A 15,159-nucleotide genomic window follows, 5' to 3' on the forward strand; every position below is an offset into this window, starting at 1 on the left:
ACCACTTGCATAATACCTCAAGTGGTTAGGAGAGGACTGAACACGACGAAAGGTCACAAAAAGCTGGTGGCGAGATTCGAACTCACGACCTAATCTTTACGAAAGATTTGCTCTGCCAACTGAGCTACACCAGCATTTCTTCAAGGTTGCTTGAATTTTAGCAGAAAAACGAAATATTAGTATAATGAGGCATGAAAGGCGCAGACCTATTTGTAAAATGCCTGGAGAATGAAGGAGTCAAGTATATTTTCGGCATCCCTGGGGAAGAAAATCTTGACCTTCTCGATTCATTAAAAGATTCTGAAATAAAATTCATAACTACTCGACACGAGCAGGCCGCTGCATTTATGGCTGCAACCTATGGGCGCTTGACCGGCAAGGCCGGCGTTGTGCTCTCAACTCTTGGCCCTGGCGCTACCAATTTGATGACCGGGATTGCTCATGCACAGCTTGGAGCTATGCCGCTTGTCGCAATCACAGCCGAGAAGTCGGCCAAAGATCGTCAAGAAGGGAAATTTCAGAAGGTTGAGGTGATCAAGATGATGCAAAGCATTGTGAAGGAGAGTAGTCGTGTTGATAACGGTGCGAGTATCGCGGGAACAGTAAGAGCTGCATTTTATCAAGCGGAAAATGGGCGACCTGGCGTCGTGCATATTGAGCTACCAGAAGATGTAGCTGCAGGCACATCGGAAGTGGACACTCCACTGCCTGCCGAGCTCTCAAATAATTATCCAAACAGTGCGGACATCTCTAATGCGGCGGCAGTGATTAGCGCTGCAAACAAGCCTCTGGTGGTAGTCGGCTCGGGAGCAAATCACAAAAATATCTCTGCCTCACTTACAGATTTCATTAAAACTTTAGGGGTTCCATTTATTTCAACCCAGATGGGTAAAGGTGCGGTAGATGAGCGGTTGGATAACTGTCTTGGCTGCCCGATATTTACAGAGGGGCAAAAAATTCATGAAATAGTTAATGAAGCAGATCTGATAGTTAGCATTGGATATGGCGTATATGAAAAACCGCCCTTTATTTTCAGTAAAGCAAATTCAAAGCTGCTAAGTATAAATAGCTATCCGACAGAAGATGCCGGTTTCACTTTCGAGCATGAAGTAGTTGGCGATATTCCAGCGAGCCTCAAGGCAGTTATAGAGAAGGTCGAGCAAAAGAACTATTGGAAAGGGAATTCGCTTACTGAATTTAAAGTAGAGGAGGTTAAAGGTGGGCAGCACGAGCTTTTCACAGAAAGCAATCTGCTGTTTGGTGGAGAGCTCGCCGACCAGCCCGAGTATGAGCTCGATCCGTATGAAGCCGAGTCGGTCGAGGAGACCCCAAATCACCAACCGATCAGCATTGAGCACCTAGTCCACTCGCTACGTACAGTGATTTCAAAGAACGGCATTGTCTGTCTCGACAACGGCCTATATAAGCTGGCATTTGCAGAGAAATATAAGGCTTATAAGGCAAACTCATTAATTCTCGACAACGCTCTCGCGACTATGGGTGCAGGGCTCCCTACTGCAACAGTCGCCAAGATGCTCAACCCTAGCTCGCAAGTTGTAGCTGTAGTAGGGGATGGAGGCTTCATGATGAATTCTCAAGAAATTGAGACTATGATGCGACTCGGAGTTGCGGTTAAGATCCTACTTCTTGAGGATAAAAGCTTTGGGATGATCGAGTGGAAGCAGGAGCATCTGGGATTGAAAGAGAATGGGCTGAAGTTCGAAAATCCTGACTGGGAGCTTTTCGCGAAGAGTTATGGCATCGCTTATACCAGATTAGGCGACCCGGATACGTTGCAGGGAGACCTCAGGAAAGGATTAATGTCCAGAAAGGCAGCCTTTATGCATATGGTTGTTGACTACACCGAAGCGAAATCGCACTTAGCAAGTGCGACTTGGTGAAGGCGGAGTTCGTTTGACATTTGCCTGTTTCACAGAGCTAGCCAACCGAAACGCTCTTCACATTCACGAATTCGAGGATCCCGTGCCTGCCCAATTCTCGACCGTAGCCAGAGCCCTTCACTCCTCCAAACGGAAAAGCTGGGTCTGACTGTACCATCTTATTGATAGCGATAACACCTACATCGAGCCTCCGAACTAGCCGCTTTGCTTCAACCTCGTTTCTGCTCCAAATTGATGCGCCAAGCCCATACTTTGTCTTATTAGCTAATGCGAGAGCATCCTCGAGACGCCCATACTTGATTACAGCAGCTACAGGCCCAAAAGCCTCTTCATTAAATACAGGCATATTTTCATTAACTCCAATTAGTATTGTCGGCTGGTATCCAAATCCGTTACCTGGATACCTTTTCCCACCAGTTACTACTTTCGCGCCGGCGTGAATGCTATCGACTACCTGCTCTTCAAGCCGCTCGAGTGCAGAGGCAGAAGCAAGTGGTGCTAGGCTTGTTTCTGAAGATAGAGGATCACCATATCTTAATTTCTCCATGGCACTTTTAAATTTCATTACAAATTGATCGTGTACTGATTCATGAACAATAAAACGCTTAGCTGCGATACAGCTCTGGCCGGCATTCCTCGCCCGTGACATTACCAGCTGCTCAACTGCAAGATCCAAGTCTGCATCCTCCATTACAATTGCCGGATCACTTCCGCCTAATTCCAGCACACATTTTTTTAATGATTCCCCGGCAGCACGAGCCACTGTACTACCGGCTACCTCACTTCCAGTTAATGAAACAGCGCGAACCGCAGGATCTCGCACAACTCGCTCAACCATGTCCGATCCTATAAGCAGGCTTTGAAAAACAGCAGGTGGAAATTTAACTTCATTAAATGCATCCTCTAATGCGATAGCGCACTGCGGCACATTGGAGGCATGCTTTAGCAGGATCGTATTTCCAGCCATCAGGGCAGGGGCGGCGAAGCGCATAACCTGCCAAAAAGGAAAATTCCAAGGCATTACACCCAAGACAACCCCAAGCGGTTCATACATAACATAGCCATCTTCTAGCTGCTCGTCAGCCAGAAATGTAGCGCCATTGTCGGCGTAATAGTTGCAAACAAACACACACTTCTCGATTTCAGCGACCCCTTCGGTATAAAGCTTGCCCATCTCAACAGCCATCAACTTGGCAAGGTCACCTTTGCGACGCTCAAGGAATCCAGCTAGAAGCCGCAAGAACTGAGCTCGTTGAGGGTAATCAAACTCTTTCCAGATAAAGTGCTTTTTACGTGCAAATGCTATTTTCTGAGTCAGCTCTAGCTCTGTTAACGGTGTAAATTCACGAAGAAGCTCGCCACTGTATGGATTTAGCGACTGAATAGCCATTGTGAGCAGTAAACTACTGAGAGATTATCTTATTATAGTTATCGACTATTTTGATGGTGAGGTCAATGCTGTCTTGGATACTCCTCAGCTCAATCCACTCATTCTTCGTATGGCTCTCGCCACCGACTGGTCCAAGCGCATCAATTACTAGTGCTGATTTGTTATGTTCACGAACTTTATTTGCATCCGAGACGCCACCTCTATTTCCATACTCTATCTGTGTCCCTTCAGCATCAAGTGAAGACTTCAACTGCTCAAGGACTTTCAAATGATCGGCCTGCTTTTGAAGAGGCATAAAATTAAAGAGCTTCTTATACTCAGTAGTAACACCAGGGCGATATATTTTCTTTAATATTTCTTCAACAAGTTCCAGTGCCTCATGCATCTCTTCTTCATTAAACGACCGTACTTCAAAATTGGCCGTTGTCTCCTCTGAGACGATATTGAAAGCTTGGCCTCCATGGATCGTACCGATATTTACAGAGACGGTTTGAAACTTCTCCTCCAATCGTTGGATCTCTGCCAGTTTATAGATCATTTCCAAGTTTGAGCTTAGCCGGTCAGATGGCTTGGTTAAGACACCTGAATGACCAGCCTTTCCTACGGTTTTCACGTCGTAGGCTACAATACCCTTCCGGTCTGTGATCAGTTTTCTCGATTCATCTTCCATCTCTCCTCCCTCAAAGACAAGAGTCAACTGCTGCTCTGCATATATTTTTGCTAGCTCGGTTTCGTAAGAGGTACTACCTATCTCCTCGTCAATATTCAGTACTACGGTAAGGTTATAGTTGCTCTGAGCAAGCTGTGCAAAAGCTGCCAGCATGACTACATTTCCACCCTTCATATCTTCTACACCGTCACCCTCCGCTTTCTCACCCTTTATTATAAAGTCTTTATGTCTCTCCTGTAGGTGAACCGTATCCATATGTCCGAGGAACATTACATTCATTTGCCCAGTCACGTGAGTATTCCGAATAATAAGCAGATTGGGCTTTCCATCTTTTTTCAAGAACTCACAATGAGCAGCTGGAACCTGCTTAATAGCCTCAACAACAAGATTATTGCATGCGTTTATGCCTTCTTGGTTGTATGACCATGAGTTAATGTTTACAAGTTTTTCAAGTAGGGAAATAGGATCTTGCATACCTATGCATTATTGAAGCTTAATTGTGGTGATCATACCACAATTAAAAATTAAGGGTATCTATTATCGAAGCTTTACCAGCTTCCTCCGCCTCCACCACCACTTCCACCACCGCTAAAACCACCTCCACTGCTGAATCCGCTTCCTGATGACCTAGGAGTGGATGTGAAAGTGCTATTCATGCTAGTTGCGGCATTAGATAGCGAGTTCATAAGATAGATAGTGTTGAATGTAGACATATTGCTTCCTGAGTACCAGTCTGGCGGCTCCTTATATATATCCTTAAACTTATCTGCCCACGCCTTCTCTACTTTCAACACCATCGCATATGGCAGCAATTTCTCGAACAGCTTCACATCACGTTTTGGAGCCTTTCGATCAGTTACATACTCGCTATCAGGTCCCTGCAAGGTCTTGATCCGATCCTCCTCTGCAATCTCAAGGTACATCTTGAGCCCTTTGATATGCTCTTCAATCTCAGTGCCTTTGGCAGTCCTTTGAGACATCCATGGGGCAATGGCTAGAAAAGCAACACCGGAAAGTAGCAATCCGCAGAAAGTGAGATAGCCGCCAATTGGTGCGAGCACGCTCAGCAGGAAGATAGAGCCTAGCCCAATAAGTGTTCCCAATGTAATCATCACAGCCGTCAAGCTCTTCGGCTTCCTGGTGTAGTAGCCACCGCTGGTTAGTTGTGTGTAAAGTGCTTCATTTACCTCTTGCGCAGTTTGATAAAACTTCTCCTTAAGCGAGTTTAGCTTGACTACCTCGCCCTCGGCCACTGCAGTCCCAAAGATTCCGGTCAATATATTGATCTCATACTCCTTCAACTCGCTTAAGTCAGTTTTCAAAAGGTGGAAAGCATAGTCCTGTTTGCTGAGCGCTTTCTTAGGTAGCTCTTCGATTTGGATGTAGCCACGGATGGCCAAGTCTATCACTGTTGCCGAGATATCACGCATGTCCGAGCTGTTGTCATAGATCACACCCACTTCTGCCGGTAACAATCCTTCTGGTGGCTCATATTGCGGCATAATTGTGCCTCGTCCTTTCGGATCTTTGCCATATTTTCGCCAAAGTAGAAAGGTGATAGGGAAGACAATAAATGGCAGGCAGGCACCAAGGTTTGCCACGAAGAGCAACCAGTATCGCTCGATAAATGTCGGCTCCTGGATAAAACCTTTCGGATAGCCAACTACTACTGTAAGACCCTCGCGTATATCTAGCTCTCTGTTGCTTCTAAATGCTGTGTTGAGACCCTGTCGTGCATACTCGCACTCTTGCTCTGTGGATGCATACCCTCCCGTATAGCAGCGAGCCTGGATTTCGTCGAAGCTTTCCTCTGGAAGATTTTCTGGGCCTTTAACCACAGCCTCAGCCATAGCAATAGGGACTGGCCATTCATTGCCAGTGGCGTTCCAGTAAAGCTCGTCATGCTCTTCAAAATAGCCAATGACATTCCTGACATCGTACTCGATTACATAGCGCTGCTCTGCAATTACGAATTCATCTGGGTCGCCAATCTTTATCTCTATATAGTCACCAATATTCGTGACAGTGTATGGAATTGGTACCCCCTCGCCATTCGTTACTTGCGCTACATCAATTTTAAGATCGCCTCGGTCATCATCATATTTGTAAGGAATTGTACGGAAAATGCCGTGGCGCTCGACGAAAAAGTATGCGTCAATGGTCTCTTTTACTTCTATTCGATCGCGATCAGTTACCTGAATATCAGCTCTAAAGTTTTGAATCTCCCAGAGCGACGACTCTGGCACTGTAAGTGGATCCTGCGCGGAAGCTACATTTGGAGAAATCGCTGAAAGCGCAAAGAGAGTGGCCACAAAGAGCAGCCTGATTGACCGACTCCAATTTCGACGATTAATTATTTGGAACATCTACTCTTCTGTCTTCTTATCTACAGAACCTGATTCATCACTCATATCTGCATCTGGTGCCTCGAGTGCCTCTGGCTTCTCAACCATAGCATCAGTCTCGGCAGCACTTTTTGCCTCAGCTGTTGGCTCGTCGAAACTGACCTTCACATTCTCACGCTCTGCACCTGCTGCCTCAAAGAACTCCTTCTGCTCGAACTTGAACATCCCTGCGATTATGCTCCCTGGGAAAACCTGGATCTTGGTGTTGTAATCTCGAACTGTAGCATTGTAGAAACGCCTTGAATTTTGCAGCTTGTCCTCCAAGCCTGAAAGCTTTTCCTGTAGATCGAGGAAGTTTGTGTTGGCTTTAAGATCTGGATAGTTTTCAGCAACTGCGAAAAGCGATTTCAATGTGCTTGTAAGCATGTTGTCAGCCTCAGCACGCTCTTCCATTGTTGTAGCATTTGCTACCTGTGATCTAAGCTCAGTAACTTTGGTCAATGTCTCCTGCTCATGCTTCATATATCCCTTAACTGTACTGACAAGATTTGGAATCATGTCATATCTCTGCTTAAGGAAGGTATCAATATCGGCCCAGGCTTCCTCAACTCGAATCTTCAGCTGAACAAGCGAGTTATAGTAAACAATCATTAAAAGAGAGACACCGATCAGAACTAGAAACACACAGAAGAAGAAGCCTAAAAAAGTACCCATTGGATTAGGACTCAATTTATTTAATGCTATTTGATTCTACTCTGTGGGTAGTGAAATGGGAAGTCCGACCACCCCGCTAACTTATAGTACAGCATATCGAAGCAAGTAGAATTCTCTGAATTCATTAAATCCTAATTGGAACTATAAGCGGGACAAAATATTATAAGTTAGCGGGGTGGTCGGACCAGACGCTCGAGAGTTTTCATTAACTCTTCCGACTCCAAGACAGAGGTATGGCCTACTATCGGCAGCTCTATATTGTGTGCATTTGGCAAAATAGGCGAGTCAAAAGGAATCACATGGTTGTCGACCCTGACCCTAATGCTAGTAATCTTCTGATTCTGCTTATTTTCATTAAAACTAAGAATGAACTCTGATCCTGGGATAAGATCGGCGAGGCTCCATATTCGAAGATAACCCCACTTCGAGCCGTTGAAAGGTGTGGCTATCGTGATTGCCTGCTTGATATTGGCACCTGCAGGATATCGGTCAATTACCGCTTTGGCCACCATGCCACCTTTGCTGTGGCAGATTAAAATAAGATCATTAAGATTGTTACTGAGTATATAGTCGTTAACCTTTTGCGCTGCTACATATATATGGCTATGGTTTCGACCTATGCTGTCTATTGTGTGGACCGTGTATCCAAGCGAGTTCATTAAATTGCCTACTTCAAGTAGATAGCTCCATGTTTCGTTCCAGCCGTGGATAAGTAGGATGTCGCCTCTGGTTCCTCTACGCCAGTGTGGGGGAGGGGAATTCAGCCTATATGAACGGATCTTAATCTTAATGATAGTGAGGTATTCATTTATTAGGCTTAGGATTGTACTCAACCTTTGTTTAACAATATTTAGAGACCGACAGGCATTCTATTAATTTTACCATGGAAAATGGGTCAATTTTAACGCACGTCAGTACTATTGTGTGATTGAGGGCTCAGCTTAATCACCGGCCGAACTATTCAATAGAAAGTCCAGCTCATTTTTTAAGATCCCCACCTCTTTTAAAATTGCAGGTAGGGCGTCGATCATCTTCTCTCTGTAAAAAACTGCTGGTGTAAACGGTGGCTTTATCTCTTGGGTGAGTGGATCATAATTCAGATACTCGCTAAGAGTTCCAGCTGTCTTCAGGATGCTTTGCTCAATGCGCAATGTGTTTGAAAGGTAGAAGAATAAAAGCGGATTTTGACGACTTCGCAACCAGTCCGACAGTGATTGATGTGGCAACCTATTTTCAGCATAGAGCGACAGCAAGACTATCAAAAACCTTCTTCTTTGGGTCCGATGCGTTGCATCATCAACCCCTCCTGTCTTCAGCTCAAAAATTTCAATGCCGGCAGGCACTACACTTGCTCCGCTTTCTTCGACGTAGCGACTGTAAGCTTCTCTTACTTCTGGAATAACCCAATCACTCTCTGGGTCGAAGAAAAACTTGCCGCTTGCGCTCTTCGACACAGACTTCTCAAGCTCCATACAAAATTCTGGATCGTTAACTTCTAGCCACCCAAGAAAATCCTTGTAAGATTCAGAAAAGTCGCGATAGCATTTATCGAGCAAGCGGATTGTTCCATTTCTCAGTTGCCAATTACCTGTTAGGAACAGGGCGTCGGGCCTAGTCTTAATTGCGGTTGCCAGCTTACCCAGCTTAATATGTCCGCTCAAATCCCTGGCCAAGAGCCATACATTTCTGTATGCTGCTATTTCTGCCTGGATGTGTGCGAAGTCTGGATTATTGCTTAGCTCGTTGAGTAATCCTCTATAATCTCTCTGTGGTAACGATATAAATCGCTTAAACATTGTCTGTGAATCACCATCCTTTAGCGAGTTGGCTAAAACCTGATATTTCCCTCGAGATTTATTCGCGCTATCGTCTAGAGCAGAAAGAAAGGCTTGCATCCCATTCGTGAGAAAGGATGCAGAGGGGTTAAAAAGTAGATCTACGTAATCTAGATCACCAAGTGTGCTGACAATATCTTGGTACATCTCGACCCTGCCTTGTAGCCGTTTGCCAGTCATGCTTCGCGGCCTAGTGGAGAGTGTCTTCTCGGCCAATATCTCTCTACCTGATGCTATCGTTTGTAGAGTAGAAGTTGATCCAGGCTCGGGCCTCCCAGTGAAAAGCAAAATATTAAGAAGCACGAACTCATATGTTTTTTTCCATCGAGCTATTAATTGCTCAAATTGATCAGTGCGTCCGTCTTCCGTTAGGTAGGCTAGGCGCCCATGATTATCGATATAACCCGCGCTTGAGCTTGTGTAGAGTCCGCAATGTATAAACAAATCTGCAAGCCCAGCATCAGTACATTCTGAAAGGAGTGATACAACTTGGTCGTACAAATCTTTGTTTCTCAGTAATCCATTATTCAGCTGTTCTAGCTCGTGGTAACCAAGACCAATAAGATGGTTTTCTTTTAGCAATGTCCCGAGCTGGTTTATCTTCTCTACTACTGACTGGAATTCTTCCTGCTGTTCGACCTCAGGTGCAAAGGCGAAGGATCCTTCATAGGTAAAAGATGATGTACCGTTCATCATATCTTTGAAAATGGCGCCAATGATTCTTCCGGCATCAGTTGCGAGCATTGGGTCAATCCTTTCGAAAACATTTTCTCCAGGCGCGAAAGGTGTGCCCTCGATCTGTCGCTGTAGATCGATCCCAGCTGCTCTTTTAGGAATGTTGACTCCATTGATGTCCATCTTGGCCTTCTGATAAAAGAAATCCCCACCTTGTTGAAGCCCATAGTATACAATATTTAAACGGAGATATCCACCGGTAGCGCCGCCAATCTAAAGGGTTGAAATCGTCGTGAAAACCACTCTCCTAGGCTACCTAATAGCCTTTGCCTGTCTGAGAATTCTCCATCTTATACTCGACATATGCGTCGATAAGCTCATATGGAATCGGCTCATCAAACGAAAAGCTAAAAGTGCCTTTGGAAGCCTTATATTTCTTCAATTCATCCATGAAAGGCGCTTTGATATCCGAAGAAATGCCGTAAACGCCTACGTGGTCACTCCAAGCGGCAAAATAGATCAAAATCCGGCCTTTATACTTGAATGCAGGCATTTGGTAGCTGATCACTTCGATGGCCTCTGGACAGCGTTTTGCAACAGTATCTCTTATTTTCTGGAGCTTTTCCTGAATACTCGGCGAGAATCGTTTGATATATTCATCAATATCTCTTGCTGGAGCGGTTTTCTTTTCCATGCTTTATTAACGAAAGTTTAGGCTCGCAATATCTTCTCCATCTCCCTGCCCTTCGCAAGCTCATCAATAAGCTTATCAAGATAGCGAATCCCTTGCACAACCGGATCTTCTATCTCTTCGACGCGTACACCGCAGATAACACCCTTGATCAGGTCTCGTGAGGGATTCATCTTCGGTGCATCTTCGATGAATGTCTTGATATCAACCTGCTTGTCCAGCTGTGAATCTAACTGCTTCTGGCTGTATCCTGTCAGCCAGAGGATGATCTGGTCGACCTCGGCTTTGGTTCGGCCTTTTTTCTCTGCCTTGGCGATATAGAACGGGTAGACACCGGAGAAGATCATAGGGTAGATTTTATCTCTCTGTGCATCCATTTGTGCCTTATTCATTGTCGATTATAGCAAATTGTATAGAAATAAAGCCTACCAATTGCCTCCTAAGCCTCGGTCGTCACACCATCAAACTCCTCTTCCATAGCTGCTGCCTCTTCTTTTGTGGCCGCGACGACACCATCCTTGTGGTGTGCAGGGGAATAGATAGTGTACAGCTTGAGGTCTTCGCTTTCAGATGTGTTAATTACGTTGTGTTCAGCACCTGCCGGTACGACGAGTGCAACACCATCATGAAGAGGATACTCATTCCCATCGATAAGGCACTTTCCTTCACCGGACTCGATTCTGAAAAACTGGTCGTTCTGGTGAATCTCCATACCGATCTCTTCCTTTGGCTTCAACGACATAAGTACTAGCTGGCTGTTTTTGGCAGTGTAAAGTACCCGCCTGAAGTTGGAGTTGCTCTTCGTCTCCTCCTCAATATTACTGTGAAAACCCTTCATAAAATGACCTTTAATAATTTAGGTATTCATGAAGAATCAACTTGTATGAAGTTGGTTCTGGATGCACTCCAATATAGCACAGATATGGGGGATCTGATTCAATTGAATGGCTATTGTCAGATGTTAATTGCTTTCAGCCATTTCTTTCAGCTTTTGAAGCCCTTTTGGCCACATATCGTTAAACATCTCAGCATGTTCCTCTAAGCTATCCATCTCTACGTTTACAGTTGTGACGCCTTCCTGTTCAGTGAAAGTGTAGTTCTCGTAAGCAGGTGCCCATTTCTTCGCTTCCTCACTGGTAGTATCTTCAACACCACCTTTAACTAGACCAAGATGCTCAATTGAGATAAATTCGTTTGGACGGTTATCAGCAATCCTGCTCACCATTCCACCTTCTTCGCCGCCCATAGGATCTGGTCCAAGAAATAGCATTTTCGCGCCTTTATCCCAACTCCCTTGATAATATGACCCTGGATTGAATGCAGCTGTCCATTGCCTATAAGTTGCATCCTGCAGCATGGTGTCCCAGACTTTCTGAACTGGGGCGTTGATAGAAATAGAGTAATGCAGCTTTTGCATTTACCTTTAAGTGAAAACTTAAATAGAGCTAATTCATTTTAGCATAAGAGGGGATGTGGGAATTTACCTGCGGCGAATTTACTAATGGAGCGGGATACGGGAATCGAACCCATATCTCTACCTTGGGAAGGTGGCGTTTTACCACTAAACTAATCCCGCCCGATCTAACCGATTATACACATTATACACAAAAAACCGACCACTTGGCGGCGATAGTCTGGTAATCCCAGTACTAAATATCGCTAAGTGGTCGGTTTAAATACACAACAACCTTAAGCCTTCAATGCCTTTTGGAGCTTTGTCCAGTCAGCGCCAAGCTGCTGTCCAACCTCTGAAGCTACTTTAGGATCAATAGTCTTGTTCTTCTTAAGCTCTGCCATTACCTCTTCTACGAGAGCCATATACTTCTCCTTATCGATGCTCTTTCCAAGCTTCTCAAGTGCTTTCATCTTCTTCTCAAGCATGGTTCTAGCATTTACATAAAACTCTTGAGCCTCTTTGCTCAGCTTTGCAGCTGCCTTTTTAATATCTTCACGTGTCTCTTTACCTGATTTAGGGGCAAAGAGTATTCCGGCTGTTGCGCCAGCTACTGCACCTACGAGTGCACCTTTTAGAAATGTCGCTCCTGCATTCTTTCCCATTATTAATATTGTGATATATTAGCTACGCTTATATATATCATAGGAGAGACTCTTTTGGCAAACAGGGACGCCGTTTCATTAACTATGTCTTTAGGTGGGAACGATGCTAAAGTTTGAACCTTGTGATCAGGTAGTAGCCAATTGCAACGAGGAGAATCGGCGCCACCAAGGAGGCGATTAGTACGAATGGTGAGATCTCGGGTTGAGCCGCGTCGTCGTCAGCTGAATCCTCAGCAGTTTCTTCCACTGGGATATCGTTATTTTGATCATCTTCGTTGTTCTCATCTTGAACTGGCGGAGTATTCTCAGCAGAGAGGGCTCTTAGCGCCTCAATTACTGCTGTGTCACCAACGATACACTCGTCATTTTGAGATAGCATAGGGACTGGCTGTCCTGTAAGAGTACATGCTGCCGCCGCTTCTGCGTATTGGTCATCAGCTCCGGCATTCTCTAGGTAAACAATCTCAACGCTCGTAAGATCTAGCTCTTCCATCTCTGCTAGCACATCTTCACACTGCGGGCATTCCTGGCTCAGGAAAAGTGTTGCCTCTGCTGTTCCCTCGTCTGCGGAGATTGCAGCAGGAGCAAGCCATGCCAAGATGGTTATTAAAAATGTAAGGCAGATAGTGTATGAATTGGTTAAAAGATTTGACCGAATTCTCATGGGCATAGTATAAGCATTTTAGGCAATAATTTACAGTCTTAAGCATGCGAGGCGCCATCCAATACCCAGATACAGAATTAGAACGTAGGCTATGGAGCTCAGGCTTCAAAACTGTCGTTGGCCTTGATGAGGCGGGTCGTGGTCCTTGGGCTGGGCCAGTCACTGCAGGGGCGGTGATAATTGGCGATGACACCCAGATTGTAAGTAGTGTAAGAGATAGCAAGAAGATGAGCTTCAAGCAGAGAGAGGAGGCTTTCGAGGAGATAAAGGAGAGCTGTGTCGGGTGGGGGATTGGCGAAATATCCTCAACAGAGATAGATAGGGTTGGCATACAGAAAGCAGTGCTTATGGCTATGTTCTCGGCAATCAAGCAGGCAGAAGAGATGGTTGGAGTGCGTGCCGATTACTTAATTGTCGATGGTAAGAATGTGCTGCTTCTAGCCGGATATAAGATGGAAAAGATGAATAAAGGCGATGCAAACCATTACTCGATTGCCGCAGCCTCAGTACTGGCTAAGGTACATAGAGATCGAGTAATGAAGCAGTATGCCGAAAAATATCCGCTGTATGGCTTTGACTCACATATGGGATATGGCACTGCTGCACATCGGGCAGCCTTGCAAGCATATGGCCCAACTGAAATTCACCGCAAAACTTATAAGCCTGTAGCAGCGCTAATTTAATGAAGTCGGTAGGGGATCGCTATGAGGATTTCGCAGTTCAATATCTGACAGAACGTGAGGTAAAAATTCTGGATAGAAATTTCCGCACTAGATCTGGTGAAATCGATATCATAGGCGAGAAAAAGGGACGAGTATATTTTTTCGAAGTGCGATATAGATCAAGAAATTCCATTCAAAGTGCCACAGAATCAATCAGCGGCTTAAAGCTGTCGAGGCTATGGAGTACCATATCGGTATGGCTCAACCAGAGTAAATATGATGAGTCATCTGTGGGTGGTGTGTATGCTTTCCTGATAGATGGGGTAGGCGGTTCCCAGCAGTCAAAAAATATTGTAAAAATAGTAGAAATCGGAGTATAATGCCCTGTTTGATTTTCCCTTTGGCTTAGGCATAAGCGGGGGTATGTGGGTCGCTAGCTCAATGGTAGAGCAAATGGCTTTTAACCATTAGGTTCAGGGTTCGAGTCCCTGGCGACTCACCAAGATCGGTCGCAACCAAGGGTGCTATGGATCTTGGTATGTATCTTGTGAAGAGAACCGTCGGTTCGTGAGGACACATCAATTCGATTTTACAATTTCAGTACATAGGCAAAATGAACCGCATCAACAAATATTTCCGCACAATGCTGCTCCTAATTGTCCTCACCCTTTTCGTTCTCTATGTAGGTGATAGACTGGCAGGAGTTACCGGCGCTGCATTTATATTCACAATGATGGCGCTGCTGAACTTCCTCGCCTACTACCATAGCGATAAGCTTGCTGTGAAGATGGTTAAGGCCAAGCCACTCCCGAGAAGGAAATATGAAAACGTCTATCAAGACGTGGAGGAGATGTGTCGCAAAATGGAACTACCAATGCCCGAGCTATTTCATTACAAGGAGAAGTCTCCAAATGCATTCGCAACCGGTCGAAATCCAGAGAATGCAATTATCGTCCTAACAGATGGCCTGCTCAAAGTACTCACAAGACAAGAGGTGAAAGCTGTTATATCTCACGAGCTTGGACATGTGAAAAATCGCGATGTAATTATCTCAATAACGGCAGCACTACTAGTCTTTGCCGTGACAATTGTAACGAGGCTCACACTATTTTTCGGGATTCTTGGGTCGATTCGAAATCCCGTAGAGCAGGCTTTTAGGGCAATTCTCATGCTGCTGCTGGCTCCAATTGTGGCAATAGTAATCCAGATGGCAATCTCAAGGACACGCGAGTTCTCTGCAGATGCTACTGCTGCTCGCTACATGGGCACAGGCAAGCCACTGATCAGCGCATTGCAGAAGCTTGAAAAGATCGTCGAGCAGGAGAAAAAGAAAAAGGCTAGGGAAAAAGCCAAAAAATCAGCAGCGCAGAAGCAGGTAGATCTCACGCTTAATCACATGTATGCTGTATCTACAGCCGAAGAGGGGTTCTGGACGAAAGTTATGTCCACACATCCGCCACTGTCTGAGAGGATCGAGAATCTAGAAGCGCTTACTAAGAAGCTGGAAAATCAATAGATATCCTCTTTTCCCGAGCCACATGCTAAAATCACACC

General features: G+C 45.2%; 15 protein-coding genes, 3 tRNA genes and 1 pseudogene. 5 read left to right on the forward strand and 14 right to left on the reverse strand.

What is annotated here, in order from left to right; translation table 11 throughout:
* Positions 1 to 61 precede the first annotated feature (61 nt).
* Positions 62 to 134, reverse strand: a tRNA-Thr gene (locus QY318_04185).
* Positions 135 to 191: 57 nt separating this feature from the next.
* Here QY318_04185 and QY318_04190 point away from each other — a divergent pair.
* Positions 192 to 1,901 carry a thiamine pyrophosphate-binding protein gene (locus tag QY318_04190; GenBank protein ID WKZ31014.1) on the forward strand — a complete coding sequence of 570 codons (1,710 nt, stop codon included), beginning with the start codon at positions 192 to 194 and terminating at the stop codon, positions 1,899 to 1,901.
* Positions 1,902 to 1,938: 37 nt separating this feature from the next.
* Here the strand turns inward: QY318_04190 and QY318_04195 are convergent, their stop codons facing one another.
* The 13 genes and pseudogenes from QY318_04195 to QY318_04255 form a co-directional block, all read right to left on the reverse strand.
* Positions 1,939 to 3,291, reverse strand: coding sequence for an NAD-dependent succinate-semialdehyde dehydrogenase (locus tag QY318_04195; GenBank protein WKZ31015.1), 1,353 nt, complete (start codon positions 3,289 to 3,291; stop codon positions 1,939 to 1,941).
* 13 nt (positions 3,292 to 3,304) lie between these two features.
* Positions 3,305 to 4,435, reverse strand: a complete 1,131-nt coding sequence (locus QY318_04200) for a M20/M25/M40 family metallo-hydrolase (GenBank protein WKZ31016.1) — start codon at positions 4,433 to 4,435, stop codon at positions 3,305 to 3,307.
* Positions 4,436 to 4,509: 74 nt separating this feature from the next.
* The gene (locus QY318_04205) at positions 4,510 to 6,327 is read right to left on the reverse strand and encodes a DUF2207 domain-containing protein (protein ID WKZ31017.1); all 1,818 of its coding nucleotides are present in this window, start codon (positions 6,325 to 6,327) and stop codon (positions 4,510 to 4,512) included.
* Between the two features lie 132 nt (positions 6,328 to 6,459).
* Positions 6,460 to 7,020: pseudogene (locus QY318_04210) on the reverse strand (LemA family protein).
* A 167-nt stretch (positions 7,021 to 7,187) separates the two neighbouring features.
* On the reverse strand, positions 7,188 to 7,853 hold the full coding sequence (locus tag QY318_04215) for an alpha/beta hydrolase (GenBank protein WKZ31018.1): 666 nt from the start codon (positions 7,851 to 7,853) through the stop codon (positions 7,188 to 7,190).
* Positions 7,854 to 7,961: 108 nt separating this feature from the next.
* Positions 7,962 to 9,713 (reverse strand): hypothetical protein, encoded by a 1,752-nt coding sequence (locus tag QY318_04220; protein WKZ31019.1) that lies wholly within the window; start codon positions 9,711 to 9,713, stop codon positions 7,962 to 7,964.
* A gap of 133 nt (positions 9,714 to 9,846) precedes the next feature.
* On the reverse strand, positions 9,847 to 10,224 hold the full coding sequence (locus tag QY318_04225) for a DUF1801 domain-containing protein (protein ID WKZ31020.1): 378 nt from the start codon (positions 10,222 to 10,224) through the stop codon (positions 9,847 to 9,849).
* Between the two features lie 17 nt (positions 10,225 to 10,241).
* Positions 10,242 to 10,613, reverse strand: coding sequence for a DUF2200 domain-containing protein (locus tag QY318_04230; protein WKZ31021.1), 372 nt, complete (start codon positions 10,611 to 10,613; stop codon positions 10,242 to 10,244).
* 47 nt (positions 10,614 to 10,660) lie between these two features.
* Positions 10,661 to 11,059: a cupin domain-containing protein gene (locus QY318_04235; protein WKZ31022.1), complete on the reverse strand. Its 399-nt coding sequence runs from the start codon at positions 11,057 to 11,059 to the stop codon at positions 10,661 to 10,663.
* Positions 11,060 to 11,182: 123 nt separating this feature from the next.
* Positions 11,183 to 11,638 carry an SRPBCC domain-containing protein gene (locus QY318_04240; GenBank protein WKZ31023.1) on the reverse strand — a complete coding sequence of 152 codons (456 nt, stop codon included), beginning with the start codon at positions 11,636 to 11,638 and terminating at the stop codon, positions 11,183 to 11,185.
* Between the two features lie 85 nt (positions 11,639 to 11,723).
* Positions 11,724 to 11,797, reverse strand: a tRNA-Gly gene (locus tag QY318_04245).
* A gap of 113 nt (positions 11,798 to 11,910) precedes the next feature.
* Positions 11,911 to 12,279 (reverse strand): YtxH domain-containing protein, encoded by a 369-nt coding sequence (locus tag QY318_04250; GenBank protein ID WKZ31024.1) that lies wholly within the window; start codon positions 12,277 to 12,279, stop codon positions 11,911 to 11,913.
* Positions 12,280 to 12,385: 106 nt separating this feature from the next.
* Positions 12,386 to 12,943, reverse strand: coding sequence for a hypothetical protein (locus QY318_04255; GenBank protein WKZ31025.1), 558 nt, complete (start codon positions 12,941 to 12,943; stop codon positions 12,386 to 12,388).
* 44 nt (positions 12,944 to 12,987) lie between these two features.
* On the opposite strand from QY318_04255, the gene QY318_04260 reads away from it, so the two are divergent.
* The 4 genes from QY318_04260 to QY318_04275 all read left to right on the forward strand — a co-directional run bounded on the left by QY318_04260 (position 12,988) and on the right by QY318_04275 (position 15,121).
* Positions 12,988 to 13,626 (forward strand): ribonuclease HII, encoded by a 639-nt coding sequence (locus QY318_04260; GenBank protein ID WKZ31026.1) that lies wholly within the window; start codon positions 12,988 to 12,990, stop codon positions 13,624 to 13,626.
* Positions 13,626 to 13,985 (forward strand): YraN family protein, encoded by a 360-nt coding sequence (locus QY318_04265; protein ID WKZ31027.1) that lies wholly within the window; start codon positions 13,626 to 13,628, stop codon positions 13,983 to 13,985. The genes QY318_04260 and QY318_04265 overlap by 1 nt, the downstream gene beginning before the upstream one ends.
* Positions 13,986 to 14,032: 47 nt before the next feature.
* Positions 14,033 to 14,107 (forward strand) — tRNA-Lys (locus tag QY318_04270).
* Positions 14,108 to 14,218: 111 nt separating this feature from the next.
* Positions 14,219 to 15,121 carry a M48 family metalloprotease gene (locus QY318_04275; GenBank protein WKZ31028.1) on the forward strand — a complete coding sequence of 301 codons (903 nt, stop codon included), beginning with the start codon at positions 14,219 to 14,221 and terminating at the stop codon, positions 15,119 to 15,121.
* Positions 15,122 to 15,159 lie beyond the last annotated feature (38 nt).

This window comes from Candidatus Dojkabacteria bacterium, assembly GCA_030583845.1.
Classification (GTDB): domain Bacteria; phylum Patescibacteriota; class Dojkabacteria; order SC72; family JAHDCA01.